The 25060-nt window shown below is 39.2% G+C and carries 24 protein-coding genes and 1 pseudogene; 10 read left to right on the top strand and 15 right to left on the bottom strand.

Annotation, left to right across the window (positions count from 1 at the left end):
* Positions 1 to 44: 44 nt before the first annotated feature.
* Positions 45 to 995 carry a class 1 fructose-bisphosphatase gene (locus L655_RS0111280; protein WP_024605082.1) on the top strand — a complete coding sequence of 317 codons (951 nt, stop codon included), beginning with the start codon at positions 45 to 47 and terminating at the stop codon, positions 993 to 995.
* 355 nt (positions 996 to 1350) lie between these two features.
* Here the strand turns inward: L655_RS0111280 and L655_RS0111285 are convergent, their stop codons facing one another.
* A complete protein-coding gene (locus L655_RS0111285) occupies positions 1351 to 1677 on the bottom strand; it encodes a hypothetical protein (RefSeq protein ID WP_004335492.1) in 327 nt (108 codons plus the stop codon).
* Positions 1678 to 1720: 43 nt separating this feature from the next.
* Between L655_RS0111285 and L655_RS0111290 the strand changes: the two genes are divergently transcribed.
* Positions 1721 to 2080: a DUF5522 domain-containing protein gene (locus L655_RS0111290; protein ID WP_024605083.1), complete on the top strand. Its 360-nt coding sequence runs from the start codon at positions 1721 to 1723 to the stop codon at positions 2078 to 2080.
* 269 nt (positions 2081 to 2349) lie between these two features.
* On the opposite strand, the gene L655_RS0111295 is transcribed toward L655_RS0111290, so the two are convergent.
* The 7 genes from L655_RS0111295 to L655_RS0111325 all read right to left on the bottom strand — a co-directional run bounded on the left by L655_RS0111295 (position 2350) and on the right by L655_RS0111325 (position 9923).
* On the bottom strand, positions 2350 to 3216 hold the full coding sequence (locus tag L655_RS0111295; RefSeq protein ID WP_024605084.1) for a sulfurtransferase: 867 nt from the start codon (positions 3214 to 3216) through the stop codon (positions 2350 to 2352).
* Positions 3216 to 4310: a capsular biosynthesis protein gene (locus L655_RS0111300; protein ID WP_240915897.1), complete on the bottom strand. Its 1095-nt coding sequence runs from the start codon at positions 4308 to 4310 to the stop codon at positions 3216 to 3218. The genes L655_RS0111295 and L655_RS0111300 overlap by 1 nt, the downstream gene beginning before the upstream one ends.
* A 177-nt stretch (positions 4311 to 4487) precedes the next feature.
* On the bottom strand, positions 4488 to 4907 hold the full coding sequence (locus L655_RS0111305; RefSeq protein ID WP_024605085.1) for a group 1 truncated hemoglobin: 420 nt from the start codon (positions 4905 to 4907) through the stop codon (positions 4488 to 4490).
* A complete protein-coding gene (locus L655_RS0111310; RefSeq protein WP_024605086.1) occupies positions 4907 to 5740 on the bottom strand; it encodes a DUF3034 family protein in 834 nt (277 codons plus the stop codon). The genes L655_RS0111305 and L655_RS0111310 overlap by 1 nt, the downstream gene beginning before the upstream one ends.
* On the bottom strand, positions 5727 to 8042 hold the full coding sequence (locus L655_RS0111315; protein WP_024605087.1) for an EAL domain-containing protein: 2316 nt from the start codon (positions 8040 to 8042) through the stop codon (positions 5727 to 5729). Before L655_RS0111315 ends, L655_RS0111310 begins: the two co-directional genes overlap by 14 nt.
* Entirely contained in the window at positions 8035 to 8697 is a 663-nt protein-coding gene (locus L655_RS0111320) for a methylamine utilization protein (RefSeq protein ID WP_004335512.1), read from the bottom strand. Before L655_RS0111320 ends, L655_RS0111315 begins: the two co-directional genes overlap by 8 nt.
* Positions 8698 to 8819: 122 nt before the next feature.
* Entirely contained in the window at positions 8820 to 9923 is a 1104-nt protein-coding gene (locus tag L655_RS0111325) for a phosphoribosylaminoimidazolesuccinocarboxamide synthase (protein WP_024605088.1), read from the bottom strand.
* A gap of 178 nt (positions 9924 to 10101) precedes the next feature.
* Here L655_RS0111325 and L655_RS0111330 point away from each other — a divergent pair, with 178 nt between their 5' ends.
* The 4 genes from L655_RS0111330 to L655_RS0111345 are packed head-to-tail and all read left to right on the top strand — an operon-like array spanning position 10102 to position 13634.
* Positions 10102 to 11145, top strand: a complete 1044-nt coding sequence (locus tag L655_RS0111330; protein ID WP_024605089.1) for a CDP-glycerol glycerophosphotransferase family protein — start codon at positions 10102 to 10104, stop codon at positions 11143 to 11145.
* Between the two features lie 7 nt (positions 11146 to 11152).
* Positions 11153 to 11851, top strand: a complete 699-nt coding sequence (locus L655_RS0111335) for an ABC transporter ATP-binding protein (protein WP_024597019.1) — start codon at positions 11153 to 11155, stop codon at positions 11849 to 11851.
* Entirely contained in the window at positions 11848 to 13119 is a 1272-nt protein-coding gene (locus L655_RS0111340) for an ABC transporter permease (RefSeq protein ID WP_024605090.1), read from the top strand. Before L655_RS0111335 ends, L655_RS0111340 begins: the two co-directional genes overlap by 4 nt.
* Positions 13120 to 13133: 14 nt before the next feature.
* Positions 13134 to 13634 (top strand): DUF3299 domain-containing protein, encoded by a 501-nt coding sequence (locus L655_RS0111345; RefSeq protein WP_004335523.1) that lies wholly within the window; start codon positions 13134 to 13136, stop codon positions 13632 to 13634.
* 69 nt (positions 13635 to 13703) lie between these two features.
* On the opposite strand, the gene mutM is transcribed toward L655_RS0111345, so the two are convergent.
* Positions 13704 to 14513, bottom strand: a complete 810-nt coding sequence (gene mutM, locus L655_RS0111350) for a bifunctional DNA-formamidopyrimidine glycosylase/DNA-(apurinic or apyrimidinic site) lyase (RefSeq protein ID WP_004335526.1) — start codon at positions 14511 to 14513, stop codon at positions 13704 to 13706.
* A complete protein-coding gene (locus tag L655_RS0111355; RefSeq protein ID WP_004335529.1) occupies positions 14513 to 15028 on the bottom strand; it encodes a hypothetical protein in 516 nt (171 codons plus the stop codon). Before L655_RS0111355 ends, mutM begins: the two co-directional genes overlap by 1 nt.
* A 118-nt stretch (positions 15029 to 15146) precedes the next feature.
* Between L655_RS0111355 and L655_RS0111360 the strand changes: the two genes are divergently transcribed.
* On the top strand, positions 15147 to 16073 hold the full coding sequence (locus L655_RS0111360; RefSeq protein WP_004335532.1) for a manganese-dependent inorganic pyrophosphatase: 927 nt from the start codon (positions 15147 to 15149) through the stop codon (positions 16071 to 16073).
* A gap of 202 nt (positions 16074 to 16275) precedes the next feature.
* Here the strand turns inward: L655_RS0111360 and rpmG are convergent, their stop codons facing one another.
* From rpmG to radC, 3 genes are all read right to left on the bottom strand, one after another.
* Positions 16276 to 16431: a 50S ribosomal protein L33 gene (gene rpmG, locus L655_RS0111365; RefSeq protein ID WP_004335545.1), complete on the bottom strand. Its 156-nt coding sequence runs from the start codon at positions 16429 to 16431 to the stop codon at positions 16276 to 16278.
* 11 nt (positions 16432 to 16442) lie between these two features.
* Positions 16443 to 16679, bottom strand: coding sequence for a 50S ribosomal protein L28 (gene rpmB, locus L655_RS0111370; RefSeq protein WP_004335549.1), 237 nt, complete (start codon positions 16677 to 16679; stop codon positions 16443 to 16445).
* Between the two features lie 274 nt (positions 16680 to 16953).
* Positions 16954 to 17628 (bottom strand): DNA repair protein RadC, encoded by a 675-nt coding sequence (gene radC, locus L655_RS0111375; RefSeq protein WP_007581936.1) that lies wholly within the window; start codon positions 17626 to 17628, stop codon positions 16954 to 16956.
* A gap of 144 nt (positions 17629 to 17772) precedes the next feature.
* On the opposite strand from radC, the pseudogene coaBC reads away from it, so the two are divergent.
* The 3 genes and pseudogenes from coaBC to L655_RS0111390 all read left to right on the top strand — a co-directional run bounded on the left by coaBC (position 17773) and on the right by L655_RS0111390 (position 22510).
* Positions 17773 to 18902 (top strand): annotated as a pseudogene (gene coaBC / locus L655_RS01000000125515) (bifunctional phosphopantothenoylcysteine decarboxylase/phosphopantothenate--cysteine ligase CoaBC).
* Between the two features lie 111 nt (positions 18903 to 19013).
* On the top strand, positions 19014 to 19601 hold the full coding sequence (gene slmA, locus L655_RS0111385; protein ID WP_004335558.1) for a nucleoid occlusion factor SlmA: 588 nt from the start codon (positions 19014 to 19016) through the stop codon (positions 19599 to 19601).
* A 140-nt stretch (positions 19602 to 19741) separates the two neighbouring features.
* The gene (locus tag L655_RS0111390; RefSeq protein WP_024605091.1) at positions 19742 to 22510 is read left to right on the top strand and encodes a prolyl oligopeptidase family serine peptidase; all 2769 of its coding nucleotides are present in this window, start codon (positions 19742 to 19744) and stop codon (positions 22508 to 22510) included.
* Between the two features lie 285 nt (positions 22511 to 22795).
* Here the strand turns inward: L655_RS0111390 and L655_RS0111395 are convergent, their stop codons facing one another.
* Positions 22796 to 23953: an ROK family transcriptional regulator gene (locus tag L655_RS0111395; RefSeq protein ID WP_024605092.1), complete on the bottom strand. Its 1158-nt coding sequence runs from the start codon at positions 23951 to 23953 to the stop codon at positions 22796 to 22798.
* A 74-nt stretch (positions 23954 to 24027) separates the two neighbouring features.
* A partial coding sequence (locus L655_RS0111400) for a DUF4147 domain-containing protein (protein ID WP_024605093.1) occupies positions 24028 to 25060 on the bottom strand: 1033 nt, incomplete at its 5' end.

Raw genomic sequence — 25060 nt, forward strand, 5'->3', positions numbered from 1 at the left:
CTCTCACATTATGATTGGTTTTAACACGTTATCAGGAAAATAGAATGCGTAGACTCCCTCCAGTATTACTTGAAGATGGTTGTTCAAGAGAACTTTTATCATTAATTCGAACAGTTTTAGCGGCATGTAAAGAAATTTCGTTTCGCGTTGGTCAAGGCGCGCTTTCTGGCGTATTAGGCTCAACCCTTGATGAAAACATTCAAGGTGAAACTCAAAAAAAGCTCGATGTATTATCTAATCAGCTGTTAAAAGATATTTTACTGGAATCAGGTACGGTTAAAGCAATCGCCTCTGAAGAAGAAGACTACACAGTAGCAGGTAACCCAGACGCTAAATTTATAGTGGCATTTGATCCATTAGATGGCTCGTCAAATACGGATATTAACTCACTTGTGGGTACTATATTTTCTATTNCTGACGCTGCTGATCAAAGCATATTTATGCAGCCCGGCCATAAGCAAGTTGCTGCAGGTTACGTACTTTACGGGCCATCAACAATGCTTGCGCTGACTACAGGTAAAGGCACGCGCATGTTTACTCTTGATAAAACACAAGGCAGCTTTTTACTTACACAAGATTTTGCCGAAATCCCTGCTGATACAAACGAATTTGCCATTAATACGTCTAACCAACGCCATTGGCAGCCAGCTATGCAAAACTATATCAATGATTTGCTAGCAGGCGATACAGGCCCGCGCGCTAAAAACTTTAATATGCGCTGGATTGCAGCAATGGTGGGCGATGTACATCGCGTGCTTAGCCGTGGCGGTTTATTTACTTACCCTACCGACACCAAAGATCCTAAAAAGCCAAATAAATTACGCCTACTTTATGAAGCAAACCCAATGGCTATGTTAGTAGAGCAAGCTGGCGGTATCGCATCAACCGGTACCGAGCGTATTATGGATATTCAGCCTGATGCAATCCACCAGCGAGTAGCCGTTATTTTAGGTTCTAAAAACGAAGTAGAAACGTGCTTGGGATATCATAAATAATCGCTTAAAACGGTTGTCCTCAATTTAAAAAACCGCATTCAATTGAAGTGCGGTTTTTTATAGGTGAGGTTTTATACCTCACTTTTTAACCACCAAAGCCACATTGCATGAGTGCAAAGTAAATTCGCACCTACAGGGTTACATATATTGTAGGTGAGGTTTTATACCTCGCTTTTTAAACACCAAAGCCACGTTACATGAGCGCGAAATAAATTCGCACCTACAGGGTTGCATATATTGTAGGTGAGGTTTTACACCTCACTTTTTAAACACCAAAGCCACGTTACATGAGCGCGAAGTAAATTCGCACCTACAAGGTTGCACATATTGTAGGTGAGGTTTTACACCTCGCTTTTTAAACTTTTACTAACGCAACTATTTGAGCAAGCTTTTGATGATTAAGCTCTCCCATTTGCTCACTATTACTGAGTGCATAAATAAAACCTTCATGCTCAGTACAATCAATATCATCTCGCGATTCAATTACGTTTGCCCAAAGCTCTAAATCATCTAAGTCTATTTCGTTACTTAAACAGCGTTTAAGCACATCAATTAAAACCTCGGTTGAGAGAGTATAATGAGTTTTATTGCTATCAGCAGGGCTTGAAACGATAACCGATATAGCTTCGTCCCTTTGCTCACCAAATGTAATAAATTCAGCTAATGCTTTTTGTGTATTCATAATATTTGTTATTCTTGGCTCACTGTTACTAAAAAGAATTATAATGACTCAACTTAACTGTACTCAATGCCACAGTACTCTAACGTGTAATGTAGACGATATATCAGCGTGTTGGTGCAATGAGCTGCCGGCTATTTTACCGCTTGATATCACAGCAACAAGTTGTTTATGCCGCAAGTGCACGCTTAATAAAATAAATACTTTTTTAGAGGGTGTTTATGCACAACCTATTAAAACCCAAATAGACTTTGCAAAGCAATTTAGAGGTAACGACAATTTAATTGAAGGGCTCGACTACACCATGCAAAGTGGTTACATGGTATTTAGTAAGTGGTTTTTTTTAAAGCGTGGTTCGTGCTGCAAAAATGGTTGTAAAAATTGCCCTTATGGTTTTAGAAAGTAAAAACTATTTAATACAAATACGAGCAAACATATTTTTACCTTCTCATTTTCTTCTCTTTCACTTCTCCTTGTGAGTAATACTTTAAATGCTGTTATTCACAAAAAGGTTTAAAGGCGCTGCGCTTTTAGAGTAAGCGATTGTATAAAAATAGTATTCAAATACGAGTAAGCACTGGTTTTTATCTTCTCATTTTCATCTCTTTCACTTCTCCTTGTGAGTAATATTTTTAAATGCAATTATTCACAAAGAGGTTTAGAGGCGCTGCGGCTTTAACGTGAGCAAGCTCTAAACCCACAACACATCTGCTTTTCTCCCGTGGCGATGGGCAATGAATCACTTGCGCCCCACTCACTCCACGAGCCATCATAAACACTTAAATTACTGTAACCACATTCGGTAGCAAATAACGCTAAAACACACGCTGTAATACCTGAGCCACAGCTAAATTGTAGCTGCTGCACATCACCGATTACGTCATTAAATATCGCTTTAATTTCGGCAAGTGGTTTGGCTTCACCTTTATTAAGTAAATCCATAAAAGGTAACGGGCGACTATTTGGGATATGCCCGCTACGCATGCCTTTTCGGGGTTCACTTTCTTCGCCTGTAAAACGTTTATAAGCACGTGCATCTAACAATACAGTGCTGGGCTCATCAATTGCATCAACCACTTGTTGGCTATTGATAAAATACTCAGAATTATAGCTTGCCGTAAAATCACCTTTACCTAACGATTTGCTATAACCTTGCTGTGTGGCGTAACCGCTCTCTAACCACTTTTTAAGGCCACCACTGAGTACTTTTACGTTGTGGTGCCCCATAGCTTTAAACATCCACCACGCCCTTGCCGCGCTAAATAAACCGCCATCTTCGTATACAACTATAAACGAGTCGTTATTTACACCTGCATTTTGCATCACGTGGGTAAACTGCTGCTCGCTGCATACCGTACTTGGTAAGGGATTTGATCTATCGGCTAATTCGTTTTTTATGTCAAAACGTTTAGCGTTAGGCAGCATTGCTTGCGGCGAATAAGTACCCAAAACACCTGGGCGCAGCATACCTGCATCAAATATCACTAATGCAGGATTATTAAGTTGATCGTGTAATTGCTGACAGCTAATTAGGTTTTTCACTACGATTCCTTATCACCATGATATTTAGCAAACTCATCATTACCCGTAAAACGCGCTTCAATCGCTTTAATGTGTTTATCTTCAGTGTGTTTCCAAACGCCAGGAATACAATATACATGTTCAATAAAGCTAAAAAACTTATCCTTTAATAATGTATTTGGTTGCCAGCCCTGCATTACTTCGTTCAGATTTGCTGCAAGCTGCTCTGCAGTGCTCGCATGCTTTACCAAACCCTCAATGTTGTAACAGGCTTGTCCAAGAGTTAAAACTCGTTTATTTAGCAGTAATGCTTCTAAGCCGACCGTTGAATTAATCGTTAATACGGCTTCTGCGCACTTAATCAAATCACTCGTTTGATTTCCATTAGCAAAAATTGCAATCGGATCTTTTTCATAAAGATGAGCGTAATGTTTATGCCACGACGGATGCTCTTTAAAAACCACTTTTAAACTTGGATCATTTAAGCTTTTGACGGCTTTAATCACCTCGTCGTAAAACATGTCCATAGAGTTTATCCACGGAGAAAAGCTAGCTAATTGAGTATCGTGAGGTACTTGAAAAGGCGCAAATATATAGCGTTCTGGCACATCGGCGCACTCAAATTCACAGCGCTTTTTATGATCAGCTCTTGGAATTAAATCCGGCGCAGAAAAGTTTAACTTATTTTGTGGGTCAAAATTTAGGTAAAAAGAAGGGTCACGGCTTAACGACGCATTATAGTTAATACCATTAGGGTCTAAACTGCTTGTACCGGGTAGTAAACCATTTTCATAATAAAACTGCTTTACACCTAATGCTTTTGCAGCCATAGCAACGGTTGTATTTGGAAGTTTATTGCCGTTCCAAATGACAATGTATTCAGGATTAGTCTCGGTTAATAAGGCTAAATACTTGGCGTATCGTAATCGTTCAAATAAAACTAAACCAGCACTATAAACCGCAGTAACGATAGAATTATTCCAAGTTGTATTACGTGCTCTTTTACGTTTTAGTTGAGAGTTGACTACACCAGTAAAATTAACTTGGAACGCATCTATTAAATATTTCACAGCAGAAAGCTTAGGCGCTCCCATGATGTGTAATTGGCAATTCATCGACAATCTTTTGATTATTTTTTTATAGTATTTTGCGTGTACATTTTTGCGAGAAATAAATAGATAAGCCATACAAGCTATATTTGCCAATTGTTGTTTTTATGAAATAATTCTATGTGGACAATGCAATCAAAGCAAGGTTCCCTTTACTTAATAATTACTTTGAAAGCTTTATAGTTACATTTTTATAATTTCATCACGAAGTGGCGCCATTCTAGAAAGAATATCGTTTTGTAAGCTATGGCTAACATCTTGCTCATTCATTGCATTTATAAGCAAATCAACAACATGATTAAAATCTTTCTCTGTAATATGCATACCAGTATGAATTGCCACCATAGAGTCACCATCGTATGTACACGGGCCCTCTACTAACATGCACATATGATTAATAAATCCTTGGCGGAAATGCGCTATATTACTGTGTTCAAAGTAATGAATTATCTGCTCGTCATTGCCTATTTGATAGATAAAGCTATCAACAATTCTGCCTATCCCCGCTTTACCATCCAGCTTTTGATAAAGTGAGAGCTTAGTAGAATTTGCACACCCACTAAGCAACCCTAAAAAAATCAAAAAAATACCAACGCTTTTCATTACCAATACCCTGTTACCGATAAATACCAACCTGTTTGATCGTCAGCCCCTGCAATGCTTCCTAAATCAAGGTAAGCCGCAGTCACACTCACATGCTTGTTAGGCATCCACGCTACAAATAAGTCTTTCCAATCTTGTTCGCCTAAGTTTAAGTTATTTGATTTTTGACGATACTCAACACCTACGGCTATTTCGCGACTAAAAAATATAGCTGTGCTGCCTTCAAATAATACTTTTCCGCTAGTATTTTCTCCACCGTAACCAAGTAGACCAAGTTGATTAGCTTCACTGTATCGTGTAGTTACGTTCCAAAACCAGTTATAGCCAGCAATAGCCCCTAAATGTAATTTACTAGCAGCGAGGTAGTAGTCAGTACCGCTAGTCTCTTCTGCGCCTACAAGTGTTGCTATACTGCCATCATCTAGTGATTTATGCTGAATCCCTAAGCTAAGCTGTGGCCAATCACTGTAAACAATATCGCCGTACAAACGTATTTTAGCACCTGTAATTGATTGCTCTATTTCAGCATCAAGTGCTGGTACATCAAAGCGCTGTTGGGCATAACTAAGCTCAACACGATTAAATAAATTAAGTTGTGCACCACATACGTCAAGTGTGTAGTCGGTTACATCTGCGCGACTACAAAAGCCATTTACCGAAAATTCATCATCACTTGCGTACCCAGCAAGTTGTGCCCACGGTACAATCCCCCCGCCGCCACTGCCTTCAATTTGAGAAACTCCCGGCGTAGCTAGCAGCTTTCCATTGCTTGCAATGCTCGGCACACTAACTATTAAAAACAAACTTGCTAATAAGTATTTAATTTTTTGCATAGTATTCCTCCAGCCATTCTTCTAATAGTTCTGCTTTTAAAGGCCTACTTAAGTAATAGCCTTGTGCATGGTCGCACTGCATGCCTCTAAGTAAATTTAATGAGCCAAGCGTTTCAACCCCTTCAGCTACAACCGAGAAACCTAGCTGATGCCCCAACGTAATTGATGATTGCACTATAAATTGATCTTTTTGCGATTCATCAAGTTTTAGGATAAAGCACTTATCTAGCTTAAGCTCATCAATAGGCAGCATTTTTAATCTACCAAGTGATGTTTGCCCTACACCATAATCATCTAATGATATTTTAACGCCAATTGCCTTTAGGTTTTCGAGCGCTTTAATACCTTTTTCTTCGTTTTCGATCATATCGCGCTCAGTAAGCTCAATAGTGATCAGCTTAGAATCTAATTTGTACTTTTTAAGCGTGCGAACTAATGCAGCGTGAAAGCCCGGAAATGCTATATCTTGCGCAGATACATTTATTGCAGCCTGTAAGTTTATATTTTTAGACTGCCAATCAGCTACTTGTGCTACAACCGTATTAACAACCCACCCAGTAAGCTCAACAATAAGCCCCGACTGCTCGGCTAAGTCAATAAACAGTTCAGGATTAACCCAGCTACCATCTTTTCGCTGCCAGCGAATAAGCGACTCAACTTTATCTATTTTTTGCGATTTCAAATGTAATTTTGGCTGATAAGTCATAAACAATTGACCATCGTCATCACTAATAGCCTGCTTTAGTTCATCAAGCATTATTAAGCGCTCTAAGTGCGCTTCGTCTTCGCCATTTTGATAGTAATGTATGCTCTCTTGTGTGTTTGCAGCACTTTCAACTGCAATTAGCACACGGCGCATTAAGTCATCACTTGCAATACCTTGTGTAGGATACTGCACAATGCCTGCACTAAAGCGTAAGTTAATTTTTAGTTTTTGAATGGTGTAGCACGCTTGTAATTGTGCCATTAAGCCAACAATACCGCTTTTGTGTTCACGCGCTGCCGCAGTCGGAAACACAGTTAAAAACTCATCGCCGCCAATACGGGCATGAAAGCCCCCTAACTCATCCGAAAACTCACTTATTCTGCAAGCAACGGCCTTTAGGCAGTCATCACCAATGCGCGGACCGAGCTTATCGTTTATATGGCGAAGACCTTTTATGTCTATTGCAACGAGCGTGTACTCGGCTGATGAATCTAACTCATCATCAAGCACCTCAAGCATTGCTGAGCGGTTATAAAAGCCTGTTAGGGAGTCGTGACGGGCTTGAAAGCTAATTTGTTGCTCGCGCTGATTAATATCATTACCCATGCTATCAAACGCTGCGACTAGCGTGTCTATTTCGGTACTTTGCCTTTGGCCTTTAAATTCAAAAGCATAATTCCCTTGTGCAAATTGCCTTGCTATTACAGCTAGTTGAGTAAGTGGCGTAGTTAAATTATTTGCAAATATGCTGCTTGTCATAACACCTACAAACATAGTTAAAATAGCTAAAATAATAAGTGTAAAAAGCAGTTTTTCGAAATCACTATAACTTTGTGTTAAATCGGCACTCAGCAAAATAATTATGGGATGGGTCAACAACGATGGTAAATCTATTTCTCGGTTACGAAACACTAAATACTCACCAAAAAACCGCGATGTGGTTACGGTACTAAAATAGCTAACAGGTTCAAATTGCTCAGGACGATTAGCTAATGAGCTAATAACAATATCGTCAGCACTGCCTATAAAACTTACATCCATGCCTGTTAAGCTTTTTAGTTCATGGGCTACATTGTCGTCAATTTTAAAGCCCACCAAACTATAGGCTACTGTACGTGGCGCTTTTACAGGTAATAAAATAATTTGATACAGCTCGTTATTAAGCACCACAAAACTAGACTCTTCTGGCGCACTTAAAAGCTCTTCCATCAAGGGCTTTAAGTTGTGTGCAAAAACGTCTTCGTCAGTATTGGCGGAAATTAGCTTACCCGATAAATCAAGTAACAACATTAATTCGGCATCAATACGCTGACTGTGATTAAACAACACGCTGCTGATTGTACCTGCATCTCGCGTTGCTACAGCTTGCTTAAAACCAAAATCGGAGGTGAGTACTTTTGCAGCGGTTAACAGTAGGCTTTCTTTTGACTTTAAATATTGCTTATAAACATTTTGCGCTACGGTAATATCTTGATTTACTTTTTCTTCTTGAAATTTACTCGTAGACCACCAAAAACTAAACAAGCTGACCATAGTGGTTAATGACACTAAGCCAACACATAAAATGGTTATGCGATTTCGTAAACTATTAGTCATTACCAGCCTTAAACTTACTACCAAAGGTATTTCTGGGTGCTGGAGTTGATGTGTTTACTGTTATCTGTAACTGTTTTTGAGAATTAATTGTTATCATTTTTTTATTCTCCAATGGTGCTGTTTGTAATGGATGCCACACACTCACTTGTGCAGGCAGTGTATTAATAGGCAAATTTACATAGCCTTTTTTATCTGTTTTATATACGAATTCGCTGTTAGCTACATAAATATAGCCAACCATAGAGTCATGTATATTACACCCCAAAACAACAACCCCTTGTTGCTCAAACGTAATGGGCTCTTTTGGTTGGCCTGAATATAATCTTAGTTGAAAAGGCTTAGCTTGTGAAAAAGAATAAACATGATGGCGAATATTATCGCTGTTAGGAAAGTTAACTTTTTGACCCTGTTGTACAACTAATAATTCGGGTAAAAACTGCTTATGGACTTGATCCATTATAGCAATGGGCAAATTTGATGGTGTGGCTTGTTTACCAGCAATATTAAGCTCAACCACAGCACCTGATAACTTTTGGCCGTGTTGATCTTCTATTACTAATTCAATATTCGCACTTAAAGCAAACTGACTAAAAAACAAACCTATAGCTAAAAAGTAATGACTTTTAGCAAACTTTTGCAATGCCCGTTCAAACATAACAATACCTAAACATTAATGTTAGGTTAAGTTAATTAGAGACGAGCACTAATTGCAAGAATTATAGCCCAGTAACTAAAAATAAAGATTTATTTACTGGCTTTATTAGCACTTAAGTGCTGTTATTTAACAATTAATCCGTAATCGTTATCTAAAATAGTAATAACTTCTTGGCGAGGATCTTCAGGGATCACGATATCTCTGCCAACAATTTTACTCGCTATGCCAACATAGGTATTTGACACTTCAAGCATTACTGATTCTGGTAAAATATAATCTTTAGCTAACTGCTCACGCTCACTCATGCGATCTTTATTTAATAATACGTCGCTCTCTGGCACGTTATGAATCAGTAATTGACGAAAGCCTTCTTTAGAATTTTCAACAATTTTACCGTCTTTGTAAGCGGCTTCATCCCAAATACGTGACGAATCAGGCGTGCCTACTTCATCAATATATATAAGCTGTTGCGCGCCATTTAAATCCTCTACATAACCAAACTCAAATTTAGTATCTACAAAAATTTGGTCAAGCTTCGCTAGTTCATCACTAATTAATTTAAAACCTTCAACTAACAGTTTTTCGTATTTGGTTACATCATCTGCCGATTTAAAGTTAAATACATCTAAGTTATTAGTAATATTAGCGCGAGTAATATTTACATCATCAACAGGCGGAATATCAGCAACGCCTTCAATAATACCTTTTGTTGACGGCGTAATTAAAACGTTATCAAGCTTTTGGTTCGCTTTTAAACCCTCTGGTAATTCAATACCACAAAAGTTACGTATGCCTTTAGCGTAATCGCGCCACATGCTACCCGTAATATATTGGCGAGCAATTGCCTCTACCTTCACTGTACTGGCTTTACGTACAATCCACACATACGGATGCGGAATATCTACAATATGATTGCCCGCAAGACCCGCTTTATCAAATAACTTAAACCAATGGGCTGCCACTGAGTTTAGCGCTATACCTTTACCTGGTACGCCATTTAAACCGTTTTCGCCCTGCCAAATGCAATCAAATGCAGAAATTCGGTCTGAAATAACCATAATAGCAAGCTCAGTACCTGTCGGTACTTGGTAGCCTTTATCTTTAATTAATCGTGCGCTGTCTTCATCAGTTAACCAATAAACTGAACGAACTTTACCGCTGTGTACTTCACCTTTGGTACGAATGGGTAAATCATCGTTTACGTCTAAAACTTTATAGCTAGTCATGCTATCTCCGGGGTTAGGGATGCTCTTTGAGCAAAGTATGGTATGGGGTTATATGGGCTGTATAATAATCTAGCCAACCTCAAAGCTCAATCGGATGCTTAAAACAAATAAAGGCATATATTTATAAGCGAGTCGCAATGGGGTAAACTTAATGTGCTAACCAGCCTGAGGAGATAGCTTGAACTACTTAACTGCCACTAAAAATAAAAAATACTTAATGTATATTTCTCAGAATTATTCATACGCTATCTTGAGACCTTTGCAGGCGCAAATATTGACACATGGTGGTGAAGTACGCTGGTTTTTAGCGGGTANAGACGAGCCACGTTTACATACCATAAAAGATGTAAAAAGCTGGGCTCCAAACATTACGTTTATACCGGGTAATATAGTACCTAGCTTTATTCCAGGTAAAAAAGTAGCTGTATTTCATGGTTTTAATTCTGAAAAGCGCAGCTCTGAAGGTAATCGTGGTCATTTTACTATTCGTGGTTGTTACGATTTATATTGTACGCAAGGCCCAAATACAACAACCCGATTTAAAGAGCTAGCTAAGCAGCATGGTTTCTTTAAAGTAACTGAAACTGGCTGGCCAACACTCGATCCACTTTTTAGTAACACTTCAAATAATCCTTATGTAAGCGACGACCCTCGCCCTACTTTACTTATATGCTCTACTTTCTCACGAAAGCTATCACTTGCTCCTAAATTATATGAGCAAATAAAACATTTTAGTGAGCAAGGTAAGTGGCGTATTTTGATGCAGTTTCATCCTAAAATGCCTGCCGAATGGGTTAATAAATATAAAGCGCTGAGTAACGAAAATCTAACATTTATTGAAACCGATAACGTTTTGCCGTTACTGCAAGCTGCTGATGTTATGCTGTGCGATACATCGTCAGTTCTTTTAATGTTTTTACTACTACGTAAACCGGTAGTCACGTTTTGTAATCAAAAACCACTTCCTCATTTACTTGATATTACCGACGCAGATGAAGTAGAAGCAGCTATTGAACACGTGCTTACTAAACCTAGTGATTTAATGCAAAATATTGAAAGCTATTGCCAGGAACTTCATCCGTATACCGATGGCCAATCTAGCCAACGCGTATTAAATGCAGCTAATGAATTTTTACAAAGTAACGAAAAACTAAAACCCAAGCCATTAAATATAATAAGACAGCTAAAAATGCGTAAAGATCTAAACTACTGGGGTTGGTAATCGGATAATGATAAACCTGAAAAACGTAACTTTTAAGTGGCATAAAAGCGATAGCTCACCCACGCTCAACATAAAAGAGTTAGTTATAGAAAAAGGTGAGCATATTTTTTTACACGGTCCTAGTGGCTCAGGTAAATCGACCTTATTAGCGATTCTTGCTGGCATTAATACAGCCACCAGCGGTGAGGTATCAATTTTAGACCAAAACCTAACTACATTAAGCAATACCACCCGTGATGTTTTTAGAGCGGATCACATTGGCTACATTTTTCAAAACTTTAACCTGCTTCCTTATTTAACTCCTATTGAAAATATAACGCTTGGGTGTGAGTTTTCAAAAAGCCGAAAACAAAAAATATTAAAGAAATCATCAAATAAAAACTCTGCCTTACAAAAAGAAGCGATACGGTTATTAAATGCTTTAGGCCTTACTGCCCAGTATCACCATAAAGATGTAGCGACACTGAGTATTGGACAGCAACAGCGCGTTGCTGCCGCTCGCGCATTTATAGGCAGCCCTGAACTAATAATTGCTGATGAGCCCACATCTGCACTCGATACAAATAACCGTGAGAGCTTTATAAAGCTACTGTTTGAACAAGCAAAGTTATCTAATAGTACGCTGGTATTTGTGAGCCACGATGAAACACTAAAGCCTTTATTTAACCGCTCCATTGATCTTATAAATTTGCAGGAGCAGGTATGATTCTCGCTAAACTTGCTTACAAAAGCTTATTAAATCGCCGCGCAAGTGTACTGCTTACATTATTTACTATCGCAATTAGTGTAATGCTACTTTTGAGTATTGAACGTGTACGAATTGATGCTAAAAGTAGTTTTAGTAATACTATTTCGGGCACTGATTTAATTGTTGGTGCGCGTACCGGCGATATACAGTTGCTGCTTTCGTCAGTATTTAGAATTGGCCATACTAATAACGGCGTAAGTTGGAAAAGTTATCAATACATAACAAGTCAGCGAGGCGTAAAATGGAGCATACCTATAAGCCTAGGCGACAGCCATAAAGGCCAAGCGGTACTAGGCACAACACTTGATTACTTTAGCCATTATCGCTTTGCAAAAAAACAAAATTTAACCTTTAACAAAGGCCACCCTTTTGCCGCAATTAACGAAGTGGTGCTAGGTAGCGAAGTTGCAAATAAACTAGGCTACAAACTTAACGACTCTATTGTTATATCGCACGGCATGGGGAACACCAGTTTTCATCATCATGACGATAACCCATTTAAAGTCGTCGGCATTTTAAGCCCAACAGGCACGCCAGTTGATAAAACGCTGCACATTCCTTTGGCTGCAATCGATTTAATTCACGGCGGTAAAGCGAGCCATGAGCATGAGCATGAGCATGAGCATGAGCATGAGCATGAGCATGACGAACATAACAACCTAGTCGGTCACCCAAAGCAAATTACAGCATTTTTAATGGGATTTAATTCGCCTTTGTACACATTACAAATTAGGCGCAATATAAATCAATATAAGCAAGAAGCTTTACTTGGCATTATGCCAACCGTAACACTTAAAGAGTTATGGGAAATGCTCGCCATAGTAGAAAAAATACTATTACTATTCTCAACTGTTGTCGTGTTAGTTAGCTTACTTGGTATGTTAACGACATTGCTTGCAAATCTGAGCCAGCGACGTCGCGAACTTGCTATATTGCGCTCAGTAGGCGCTCGCCCTTGGCATTTATTTACACTTATAAGTATTGAATCATTACTGACAACTTTACTTGGTTGCCTAGTGGGTAGTGCGCTTTACTATTTAGTTATTTTTTCAGCCAGCGGTTACTTACAAAGCCATGCCGGTATAAGCGTAAATATCACAATGCTCTCTTACTATGAACTGGGCTTAATCGGGGTTATTATGGCCGCAGGTTTTGTTATTGGCTTAATACCCGCTACTCGCGCTTATTTTTATTCACTCAGCGATGGCATGAGTATAAAAGCATAATTTTTAGGTATTTTATGACATTTTTTAAAACAGCTTTTCAATACATTGCTGCTATTAGCTTATTATTTATAAGCGTAGCGAGCTATGCCAATCCACCAAAAGAAATTTTTTGGGAAGACTTAATTCCCAAAGGTCATATGCAAATAGACACTCAAGCACAAGCTAATCACGAAGGCAGCGATCAAAACTGGGTGCAACCCGATTTAGATGCTCCAGTGGTAAAAGCGCTTGATGGTCAATCGGTAAGTTTGCCAGGTTTTGTTGTGCCACTTGAGGGCGATAGCGAAGTCATTACTGAGTTTTTACTCGTGCCTTATTTTGGCGCCTGTATACACGTACCACCACCACCGCCAAATCAAATAGTCCATGTAACGATTAAAGGTGGTGTGCCTATAGATAGTCTGTACGACGCAATCGTTGTAACCGGAATAATAAGCACAGAAACATGGTCGGGCGAAATCGCGCAGGTAGGATATAAAATGAAGGCAGTCGGTGTAGCACCGTTCGAGCTTTAAAATAAAGGGCCCGCTTTTAAAGCTGGCCCTTAAATCTCATTAAATTTAGAGTCAGTAAAATTCAAATAACTACTTTTGACAATTTGAGCAAAAAATAGTACTGCGTTGCCCTAATCTAATTTCTTCTAATTCGTTTTCGCACGTCATACATGGCTTACCTTTGCGCCCATATACTAATAACTCTTGGGCAAAATACCCAGGCTTACCATCACTTTGTGCAAAGTCTTTAAGCGTTGTACCACCTTGTGTAATAGCCGCCGCAAGCGTGTCTTTTATAATAGGGATAAGTGCTTGATAACGTTTGAGCGATACTTTTCCCGCTTCTCGCTTTGGATGTATACCCGCTTTGAATAACGATTCATTCGCGTAAATATTACCAACACCAACCACCACTGCGTTATCCATAATAAATTGCTTTACGGGTACTTTTTTATTGCGCGATTGTTCGTACACGCGTTTAGCAAAAAAATCATCGGTAAGCGGCTCAGGACCAAGCTTAGAGAGTAGCTTATGCACTTCACCGGGCTCTTGCCATAAGCAACAACCAAAACGACGAGGATCGTTTAAGCGCAGCGCTTTACCGTTGCCAAAAATAAACTCTACATGGTCATGCTTTTTAAGCGGCTCACTTTTATCTACTACACGCAAATTACCTGACATACCCAAATGTAAAATAGTGCTCCCAAGCTCACAATGTAAAAGTAAATATTTAGCTCGTCGCTCAATACTTGTAACAATTAGCCCTTCAAGTTGATACACATCATCGGGCACTGGCCAGCGCATACTGGCATTGTAAATATTTACCTTTGTAACAACTTGGTTTTGTACGTGGGGAGTGATACCCATTCGGCTCACTTCTACCTCTGGTAATTCAGGCATTAATTAGACTCACTTTGTGAAAAATCAAAACTAGGGAATAACTGCTGAGCAGTTTTTAAATCGAGTGCGAGTATTCGCTGGCTTCTCTTTTCGAGTAAATAATATTGTCCATCGCCTTTGTAGAGCAAATAAACCCACGGCATACTTTCGCCAGCCAACTCAAATGTAGCAACGTATAAAGGTGCATTAGGATTAAAAACAACAGACTCATTAACCCCCATTAGCGCCGCGCTTTGCCATTGGTTAACTAAATCACTAAGCTGCTGCTCAGAAGCTTTCCACACGAGCGGTATATCTTTTTGTAGTGGTGTTGTACGCCAACTTGTTCCTATTCGCTCAATTTTTTGATCAACAAATTGCAGTGTAAGTACAAAACTTTGCTGGGGGAGTACAGCTTGTAACGCTGGTTTATCCTCCCCTCCTAAAAATTGCTTATGCCAGCCATTTAAAAAGAAGATCATAATCAACATCGAAAATATTATAACGTTGTTCCAACCTTTACGGCCCAGTCGCATATAAATACACCTAATAAATTCAAGATTTTAAAGTGTAACTAAAACTTAATTGCGCTGTCTATATGTTAAAGGCCGCAGACTTTGTTAGAATATCGGCAAATTTAAAGGAGTTCCGTCAATGTCTATGTATGTAGTGGGCCATAAAATCCCAGATTCAGATTCTATTTGTGGTGCAATTGCACTGGCTTATTTAAAAAACCAAATTGATGAGCCAGCAATTCCAACTCGTCTTGGTGAAGTTTCACCTGAAACTCAATTTATCCTTGATAGATTTGGTTTTGAAGCACCAGAGCTTAAGTTAAGCTACGCTGGTGAAGATGTGTATATTGTAGATCACACAGAAAAAACACAAGCACCTGATGATATCGACCAAGCTCGCGTTGTTGGTGTGGTAGATCACCATAAATTAGGTGACTTAACATCATCGACTCCGCTTGAATGTTGGATTCGTCCTGTTGGTTGTTCAAACACCATTATTAAAATGATGTATGACTTCTACAACGTAGAAATCCCTAAAGACATCGCTGGTATCATGATGTGTGCAATTTTAAGCGACACAGTTATATTTAAATCGCCAACATGTACCACAGCCGATATTAAATGTGTTGAAGCGCTAGCTGAAATTGCAGGCATCGAAGACTTTAAAGAACTTGGTATGGATATGTTCCGCGTTAAATCTGCGGTAGAAGACACACCAGCACGTGATTTAGTAATGCGTGACTTTAAAGATTTCAACATGAACGGTAACCTAGTAGGCATTGGCCAGCTAGAAGTAATCGACCTTGCTGTTTTTGACGATATTAAAGCAGACCTTGCAGCCGATATTGCTAAGCTAAAAGTTGAGGGCAACCGCCACTCTGTATTTTTACTGCTTACCGATATAATGAAAGAAGGCTCAGAAATGCTAATTGTATCTGACGATGCAAACTTAGTTGAGCAGGCTTACGGTGTAAAACCAGAGAATGATAAAGTATGGTTAGATGGTGTACTGAGCCGTAAAAAGCAAGTAGTACCACCACTACAAGATGCATTCACAAAAATCTAATGATACCAATTTTATTAAAAACATGATTATTTTATCGCATTAAATAAATCACTAATTTAATGCTATTGGTATAACGTTTTTTGATTTAAAAGCCTTGTTGGTTATGCCAACGAGGTTTTTTTATGTCAATTCGCTAATCATAGTTTAAAAACAAAAAACCCAGCCTAAGCTGGGTTTTTAAATTCTAAAAGAAGAACTAAAATTACTTAATTTTAGCTTCTTTAAAAAGAACATGTTTACGAATCTTTGGATCAAACTTTTTGATTTCCATCTTCTCAGGCATGTTACGTTTGTTTTTGTCAGTAGTGTAGAAAAAACCAGTACCGGCAGTTGAAACTAAACGGATTTTATCGCGCATGATTCAGATCCTTAAACTTTAACGCCGCGAGCACGGATTTCTGTAAGAACCGTGTCGATGCCTTTTTTATCGATAATACGCATACCTTTAGTAGTAGTGCGTAATGTTACAAAACGTTTTTCACTTTCAACCCAAAAACGGTGTGTTTGTAGGTTAGGTAGGAAACGACGTCTAGTCGCGTTTCTCGCGTGTGAACGGTGATTACCAACCGCTGGACGCTTACCTGTAACTTGACATACTTTAGACATGTCTATATATCTCCAATAACTTCGCTCGAGCTTAATTTAATCTAAGGCCGTGTATTTCCGCCCTAGAGATAAATCGAAGGGCGCTCTTTATACAGCTTTTACAGGCAAAGATCAAACACTGATCTATCCAATCAGCTCATATATGTAAATTTGATAGCGGCTAATTATAAAGATCGAATGCCCTTAGGGAAAGTAAAAACTGCATTTAAATTAAACTAATTTGCCAAAACACGTTAAACAGCTCATTTTTAACACACTTATGTGTCTAACAAAGCTAAATCAGGCCTCGCTCGGCAAACGAAACACAGGTTTCTCCACCAACAATGATGTGATCGAGCACACTTATGTCGACCAATTGCAGTGCTTGCTGCAATTTATTAGTAATAAGTTTGTCTGCTTGGCTCGGTTCTGCAATACCACTTGGGTGATTATGCGCAAAAATAACAGCGGCTGCATTATTTTTAAGGGCAGCCTTTACCACTTCACGCGGATAAACACTGGCAGAATTAATTGTGCCATAAAAAAGTATTTCGTCTTTTACTAATCTATTTTGGCTATCTAGGTATAACACCATAAATACTTCTTGTTGCAAGCCTCGCATTTGAATTGTTAGGTAGTCATAAACTGAGTTAGGCGAATTAAACACTGCATCTCGTTGGCAACGCTCCTGCATATAACGTTGGCTTAGCTCTAATACAGCTTGTAGCTGCACATACTTAGCGGTCCCTAACCCCTTTTGAGAGCAAAACTCCTCAATACTGGCATTAAACAAATTATGTAGGGTTTTATTTTCATTTAATAGATGCTGAGCCAACTCAATTACATTCATTCCTGGTAACCCTGTTCGTAAAAATATGGCAAGGAGCTCAGCATCAGTAAGCGCTTTAGCTCCTTTCGCGATGAGTTTTTCACGAGGTCGAAGTGAGTTTGGAAGTGAAGTAAGTTGCATTGTTCATCCTTGAGAGGCGAAAGTGTCTTATAAATGTAATGCAAATTTAAAATTTAGCCTGTTATTTCGAATTAAAAAACTTCGCTGTACGGGTAAAGATTTGTTATTTTAAGCCCAATATTTAATAAAAACTGATGAACATTCATGACTAACTTAACAAACAAAAAAATTGTACTAGGTATTACCGGCGGTATTGCAGCTTATAAATGCGCAGAACTCGTTAGGCGATTAAAAGACGCTGGTTGTGAAGTAAAAGTAGTTATGACTGAATCAGCTAAACACTTTATTACACCACTGACCATGCAAGCCGTTAGTGGAGAAACAGTCTCTGACTCATTACTAGACCCTTCTGCCGAAGCTTCAATGGGGCATATTGAATTTGCAAAATGGGCTGACTTAATTTTAGTTGCCCCAGCTACCTGCAATATTATTGCAAAAATGGCAGNCCTGCCATGAACCAGCAAATGTATGCACACGCAGCTACACAAGCAAATTTAGCCACATTAAAAGCACGTAACGTACTTATTTGGGGCCCAGGTAAAGGTGAGCAAGCGTGTGGTGATATAGGCGCTGGACGCATGTTAGAGCCACATGAGCTAGTTGCGCTATGTATAGCAAAAGAGCAACCGCAATTACTTGCAGGAAAAACAATTACAATAACTGCAGGCCCAACGCGTGAGCCTCTCGATCCGGTACGTTTTATATCAAATCACAGTTCTGGAAAAATGGGTTATGCACTAGCAGAAGCAGCTTTGCAATTCGGTGCTAAGGTTAATTTAATTTCGGGCCCTGTCACTATAAAAGCCCCAACTGGCGTAAACCTTATTAATATAGAAAGCGCTGAGGAGCTATTAACTGAGTCACTTACCTATGCATCACAATCTGATGCTTTTATAGGTTGCGCTGCTGTTGCGGATTATCGAGCTGCAAACATTGCGACTCAAAAAATGAAAAAGCAAGGCGACGAACTCACCCTTACTTTAACTAAAAACCCTGACGTAATTGCAGCTATTGCAAACCTTACACAAAACCGCCCCTATACGGTTGGATTTGCCGCCGAAACTCAAAATGTAGAAAGCTATGCTAAAGGTAAACTACAAAATAAAAATCTAGATATGATTTGCGCTAATGACGTATCAAAAAGTGGCTTAGGGTTTAATTCCGATCATAATGCTTTAACACTGTACTGGCACAATGAACAACTAGAATTACCAACAACAAGTAAAGTAGAAATAGCTCGCAAGGTGATCGAACAGCTGGCTAAACATCTATAAAAAGGCTGGAAACAAACTGAATAAAACATTAACATACGCCAATCATTTGAACAAAAAATGACTAGGGTTCTTAACTGCGCCACTAAGAATAACTAATAAAAAGGAATGTTCATGCCTGCGACAAAAAGAAGTAATCGCAAAGAGCAAATACTGCAAGCACTCGCACAAATGTTAGAAACTAATTTAGGACAACGCATCACCACAGCAAAACTAGCTGCTGAGGTGGGTGTGTCTGAAGCCGCGCTATACCGTCATTTCCCGAGCAAGGCGCGTATGTTTGAGGGCTTAATTGAGTTTATTGAAGATACCCTTTTATCTCGTATAAATATTATTATTGAAAACGAAAAAGAAAGCCAAACGCGCATTTATAACATTCTATTATTACTTCTAACCTTTGCTGAAAAAAACCCAGGTATTACTCGTATTTTAACGGGCGATGCTCTGCAAGGTGAGCAAGAACGTTTACGCGAACGTGTACAAACCTTGTTTGAAAAACTAGAAACTCAGTTTAAACAAGTACTTCGTGAGCGTAAATTACGTGAAGGTAAAAACTTTCAAAGTGATGAGCTTACACTTGCAAACTTTTTACTTGCCTACGTTGAAGGCAAAATGAATCAGTTTGTACGTAGCGACTTTAAAGCAAAGCCTAGTGTTCAATTTGAAAAACAATGGCTTGAGCTACAAAAAATTTGGCTGTAATGTTTGCTAAATTAATAAATTGAATACTAAAAAACGACCTGCGGGTCGTTTTGTCGTATGTAGCTGCCATTTATCTGATCCGCTCGAATTATGAACCAAACTCGTTACAATGAAACAATGTCATAATACGAGAATCAATAATGAAAACAAAACTCACCTTATTAAGCACGGCACTCGTTGCCAGCTTAACTAGCACCGGCATACACGCCAAAGAATCGCTACAATTTAAAGACGTATTTAGTTTTAAATCAGCTAAAAGCACACAACTATCTGACAATGGTCAAGTACTCACTTTTAGTGCAACGCCGTATCGTGGAAATGCAACTGGTCAAGTTTACTCACTACAAAGCAATACACTCATCGCAGAAGTAGAACGCGGCACTAAGCCTCATATTAATAAAGCCGCTAACTGGGTCGCCTTTACACAAGTACCTACCTTACTTGAAAAAGAAACAACCAAAAAAAAAGACACACTTAAAAACAATCTGGTACTCGTAAACACACAATCAGGTGCCCAACAAAGCTTTGCTGATGTAAAAGATTACACGTTATCTAATGACGGTATGTGGCTTGCTTATCGTTTAAATAAAAAAGACGATGACGCAAAAGTAGAAGATAAAACCGATAGCACTAAAAACGAAGAAGACAACGCTATCACGCCCGATAAAAAAGATAAGAGCTATGCGCTTGTTATCGTAAATTTATCTGATAAACGCACCCATACAATAGAAAACGTATTTAGCTACGCTATTAACTCAGCTAACAGCCAGCTATTAGTGAGTCAAAGTTACAGCGATGGTAATAACAACCAAATAGCGTTAATTGAGCTCAGTGACTTTAATAGCAGCGTATTAATTGATGAACCGGGCGTAATCGCAAATAAAATAGCGTGGCACCCCACTGACAATATTGCAGCGTTTACATTGGGTAACTATGTAAATGATGACACGCGCCGCCGAAGCTACACTTTACAGCTATATAAAAACGAGAAGCTCTCAACTATAGATTCACCTAATAAAGCATGGACGTTAGGGAAAACAGCCACCCTTGAATGGTCAGAAAATGGCGAGCGCTTATATTTTGAAAACCATCCTAAATTAGCAGCTAAAGTAAAAACTAAAGAATATACCGACGAAGCCTCACTGTACGACTTTGATACCATACGTGAGCATAAAGGTCTTAATGTATGGCACAACAACGATGCGCAAATAAAACCACGTGAAGAGCAACAATGGAACGAAGTTAATAAAAATCGCCATTACAGTGCGGTGTATCACGTTAACTCGCAAAAAGTTGCGCAACTTAGTACACCAAACATGCCTGAGGTTGCACTAAACCCTCAGCGAGAAGTGTCTTTACTTGGCTCATCTAACATCCCCTACCTAGAAAAAATAATGTACGGCGGTTTTTTTGCTGATTACTTTGCAGTGAATATAAATACCGGTAAACAAACTCCAATTATAAGTAATTACCCGTTTAGACCGAGCCTTGCCCCTAATGGTGAGTTTGCAGCTTATTTTAGCGATAGCCAAATACAGTTAAAAGATTTAAAAAATAATAAAGTAACACCGCTTACAAAAGCGATTCAGGCAACCTTTGCTGATGATAAACACGACTACCCATCTACTCAACCTGGTTATGGTTTTGCTGGTTGGATGACCGATAGCAGCCAAGTGCTTGCTTATAGTAAATACGATATTTGGGCGTTTGATGTAAAAACGCAGCAAGCTAAACGCCTAACTAATGGTAAGCAAAGCAATACGCAGTACCGTGTTATTAAGCTTGATAAAACCCAAGTGGGCTTTAAAAAAGGCGATACATTACTTGTCTCTGCTATTAACTTACAAACTAAACAAAGCGAAGTTGCAAAGCTCGACTTAACCACTAACACACTAACTAAGGTGCTTAGCGGTGATAAACGCTTTGATATGGTTAAAAAAGCCAAAAAGGCTGACAAGTACTTATTTACCTCGCAAACTTATAGCCAATTTCCTGATTACTACCAAACAGATTTTAGATTTAGTTCACCAAAACAAGTGACCACGCTAAACCCACAAATTAGTAATTTTGCCTGGAGCGAAAAGCCAGAACTAATAAGCTATAAAGGCTTTGACGGTGAAGATTTACAAGGTGTATTAATAAAACCAGCGGGATATAAAAAAGGCGATAAAGTACCTGTGGTTGTGTATTTTTATCGTTACATGAGTCAACGCATGTTTGATTTTCCTAAAATGGAATTAAACCATCGCCCTAATTTCCCTATGTTTACCTCAAACGGTTATGCGGTCTTTTTACCTGACATTCGTTTTGAAATAGGTCACCCGGGTAAATCATCAACGCAAACCATGATCAACGCCACCCAAAAATTAATAGATTTAGGCATAGCCGACCCAGATAAAATAGGCTTACAAGGCCACTCTTGGGCAGGCTATCAAAGTGCGTTTATGATAACCCAAACAGATATGTTTAAAGCGGTTGTATCTGGCGCGCCAGTATCAAACATGACCAGTGCTTACAGTGGCATACGTTTGAAATCAGGTCTTGCTCGTCAGTTTCAATACGAAACAGGGCAAAGCCGTATAGGTAAAAACTTATTTGAAGCACCAGAGCTGTACATAGAAAACTCACCGGTGTTTTTTGCAGATAAAGTAAATACCCCTATTTTAATTATGTTTGGCGATAAAGACGATGCAGTGCCTTGGCACGAAGGCGTGCAGTACTACTTAGCGCTTCGTCGCGCAGGTAAAGATGCAACCTTTTTACAATACGAAGGTGAACCACACCACTTGAAAAAGTTTCCTAATCAGGTCGATTTTTCAGTACGTATGATGCAGTACTTTGATCATTACTTAAAAGGCAAACCTGCTGCTAAGTGGATGACACAAGGCGAAGCATTCGTTGAAGAGTAAATAACCCACACAAAAAAGCCGATATTGCATAAAACAATATCGGCTTTTTTGTTTTTAAAATGTGTATTTCTTATACCAATTCGCTTAATTAAATAAGCTATTTTGAGGCTGGAAAAACGTGTTGATAGCTAGGCAAAAAATTCGATATTTAGTTGTTCTCGGCAATTGCTCCTGCATTGCTCTACCTTCTGCATCCATGCAGTCGTAAATGAGAATTTTTTAACGCAGGTAGCGACACGTTTAGCCCCGCAAAATGATTAAGTATTATTGCGGATTGGTATTAAGCTACAAACACAACTCTCTAAATGGCAATGTGGCTGCGCCAATTGATACCGGAAAATTATCAATATTAGATACCACCAGCTTTGGCATAGGGCGTTTAGCGCCACGTCTAAATTGTGCATAAACCTCAGTTCGTGCAATAACTTTTTCAGCCAACTCTTTTGGAATATGGCCACCAATAATAATCGCTTCAGCATCTAATAATGCAGAGCAACAGGTTGCCACTAAATCAAATGAGTCTTGAACTTTAAACAACCACTCTTCAACACCTGGCCAATCGGGGTCAAAGTTGTCATGCAGGTCGTAAATAGAAGTAACCGCTACGCCATTTTTTTTCAAAATACGTTTTAGTAATTCAAGATTGGGGTGGGCATATAATTTTGGCGGTAGCATGTCGCCAAGCTCACCTGCGTTTCCGTATGTACCGCGCAGTACGTCGCCATTATTTACAATACCACCACCAAATGCGGCCGACACAAACATATAAACAAAGTTTTTATACTCGCGTCCAATACCAGCAACACCTTCACCTGCGGCTGCGCCTGTAGCATCGTTAACAACCCAAGTAGGGAGTTGAAAATGCTGCGACACAATATCGATAATATCAACCTGCGACCACTCTTCTAGCATATGGTGGGTATTCATTTTCCCATCCATTGAGCTAAAAAAGCCAGAGATACCCACGCCCATTCCCAGTACTTTTTCACTTGGAATGTCACGCTCAGCGCTTATATCTTCTACCAGCTTTTGTGCACATTTAAGCACATTATTAATGCTCATATCCGACATTAGCTGCATATGGTTGTAAACCACCTTTCCCGTAAAATCCATTACAGCAAGCGAAATAGCATCAAGCAAAATAGCTAAGCCAAAGGTAAATCCGTAATCGGGATTAAGGGCAATGCCAAACCCAGGCTTACCTTTTTTATTAGGAATTAGCGTATCAGTTTGTACAATTACACCGTGTTGGGTTAACGACTTAAGTAAACGCGACACAGTTTGCTGTGGAATACGAGTTGCGCTCACAATATGACTTTGGGTTACGCACTTTTCCCAAAACACCACTTTTATAATATCGCGCTCAATATCTTGAAATAGCTTTTCGCCTTTTCCAAGCTCAAAACCAGAGCGTAATAAGTTACTGTTGTTTAACGAAAACATAGGTATTAACCCTAACAAAATTGGAGCACAAGATTACGTGAAACCATTATAAAGAACAAGTGGGCAAACTGCGCCTACTCAATCACTATCACTCTAAAATCATTCACATTTGTGTTAGTTGGCCCAGTAATAATTAAATCATCAATGGCTTTAAAAAACTGATGGCTATTATGACCTTCTAACTGTGCGTGTAAGTTTTCGCCAGCGTCTTGTGCGCGAGCAATTGTACTGCTATTTATATACGCACCCGCTACATCTTTACTACCATCTACACCATCGGTATCACAAGCAAGTGCGTAAATACCCGCTTCGCCATTAAGTTCCTCAGCCAACGCCATTAAGTATTCTTGATTGGGCCCGCCATCGCCATAAATATCAGCAACGGTTACGGTAAGCTCGCCACCAGAGAACAACATAACGCGCTTGCCTTGGGCTTTTTGATCAAGAGCGATAGCCGCATGTTGCTTTGCAACCTCTTTAGCCTCGCCTTGAATATCATACCCTAGTACCTGAGTTTCCCAGCCTTGATGCTGTGCAACACCTATTGCGCTATCAATAGCATGCTGCGCATTTGCAACAATAAAGTACTCCCCCACGGTGTCAGCAACTCGTTCTTGCTCTGGTTTTAATAAATGCGCTTCAACCTCTGCTATTACCGGCCAATTGTACTTTTGTAAAATAGCCAGTGCATCGGCTTTAGTACTGCCATCGCTAATAGTAGGGCCTGATGCTATATCACTTGGTTTGTCCCCTACTACATCTGAAATAATGAGCGTAACATAATCCGACTTAGCGGCCTGCGCTAACTTACCGCCTTTAACAAGTGACAACTGCTTACGCACTACATTTATTTCATCAACGCTTGCACCACTTCTAAGTAAAAACTGATTAAGCTTTTGCTTTTGTGAAAAAGGCACATCATCAACAGGTAGGCACATCAACGACGAACCGCCCCCCGAAATAATAAACAAAATAGGAATATCAGCCGGATTATTTTTTACAAGCTCCAATAACTCTTTGCCAGCAGCTAAGCTGTTATCGTCTGGTGTTGGGTGGTTTGCACTAAGTACTTTAATTCGCCCAGTATCACCGCTACTTTCGTAGCCA

The organism is Pseudoalteromonas sp. TAE79, assembly GCF_000498015.1.
GTDB lineage: Bacteria > Pseudomonadota > Gammaproteobacteria > Enterobacterales > Alteromonadaceae > Pseudoalteromonas.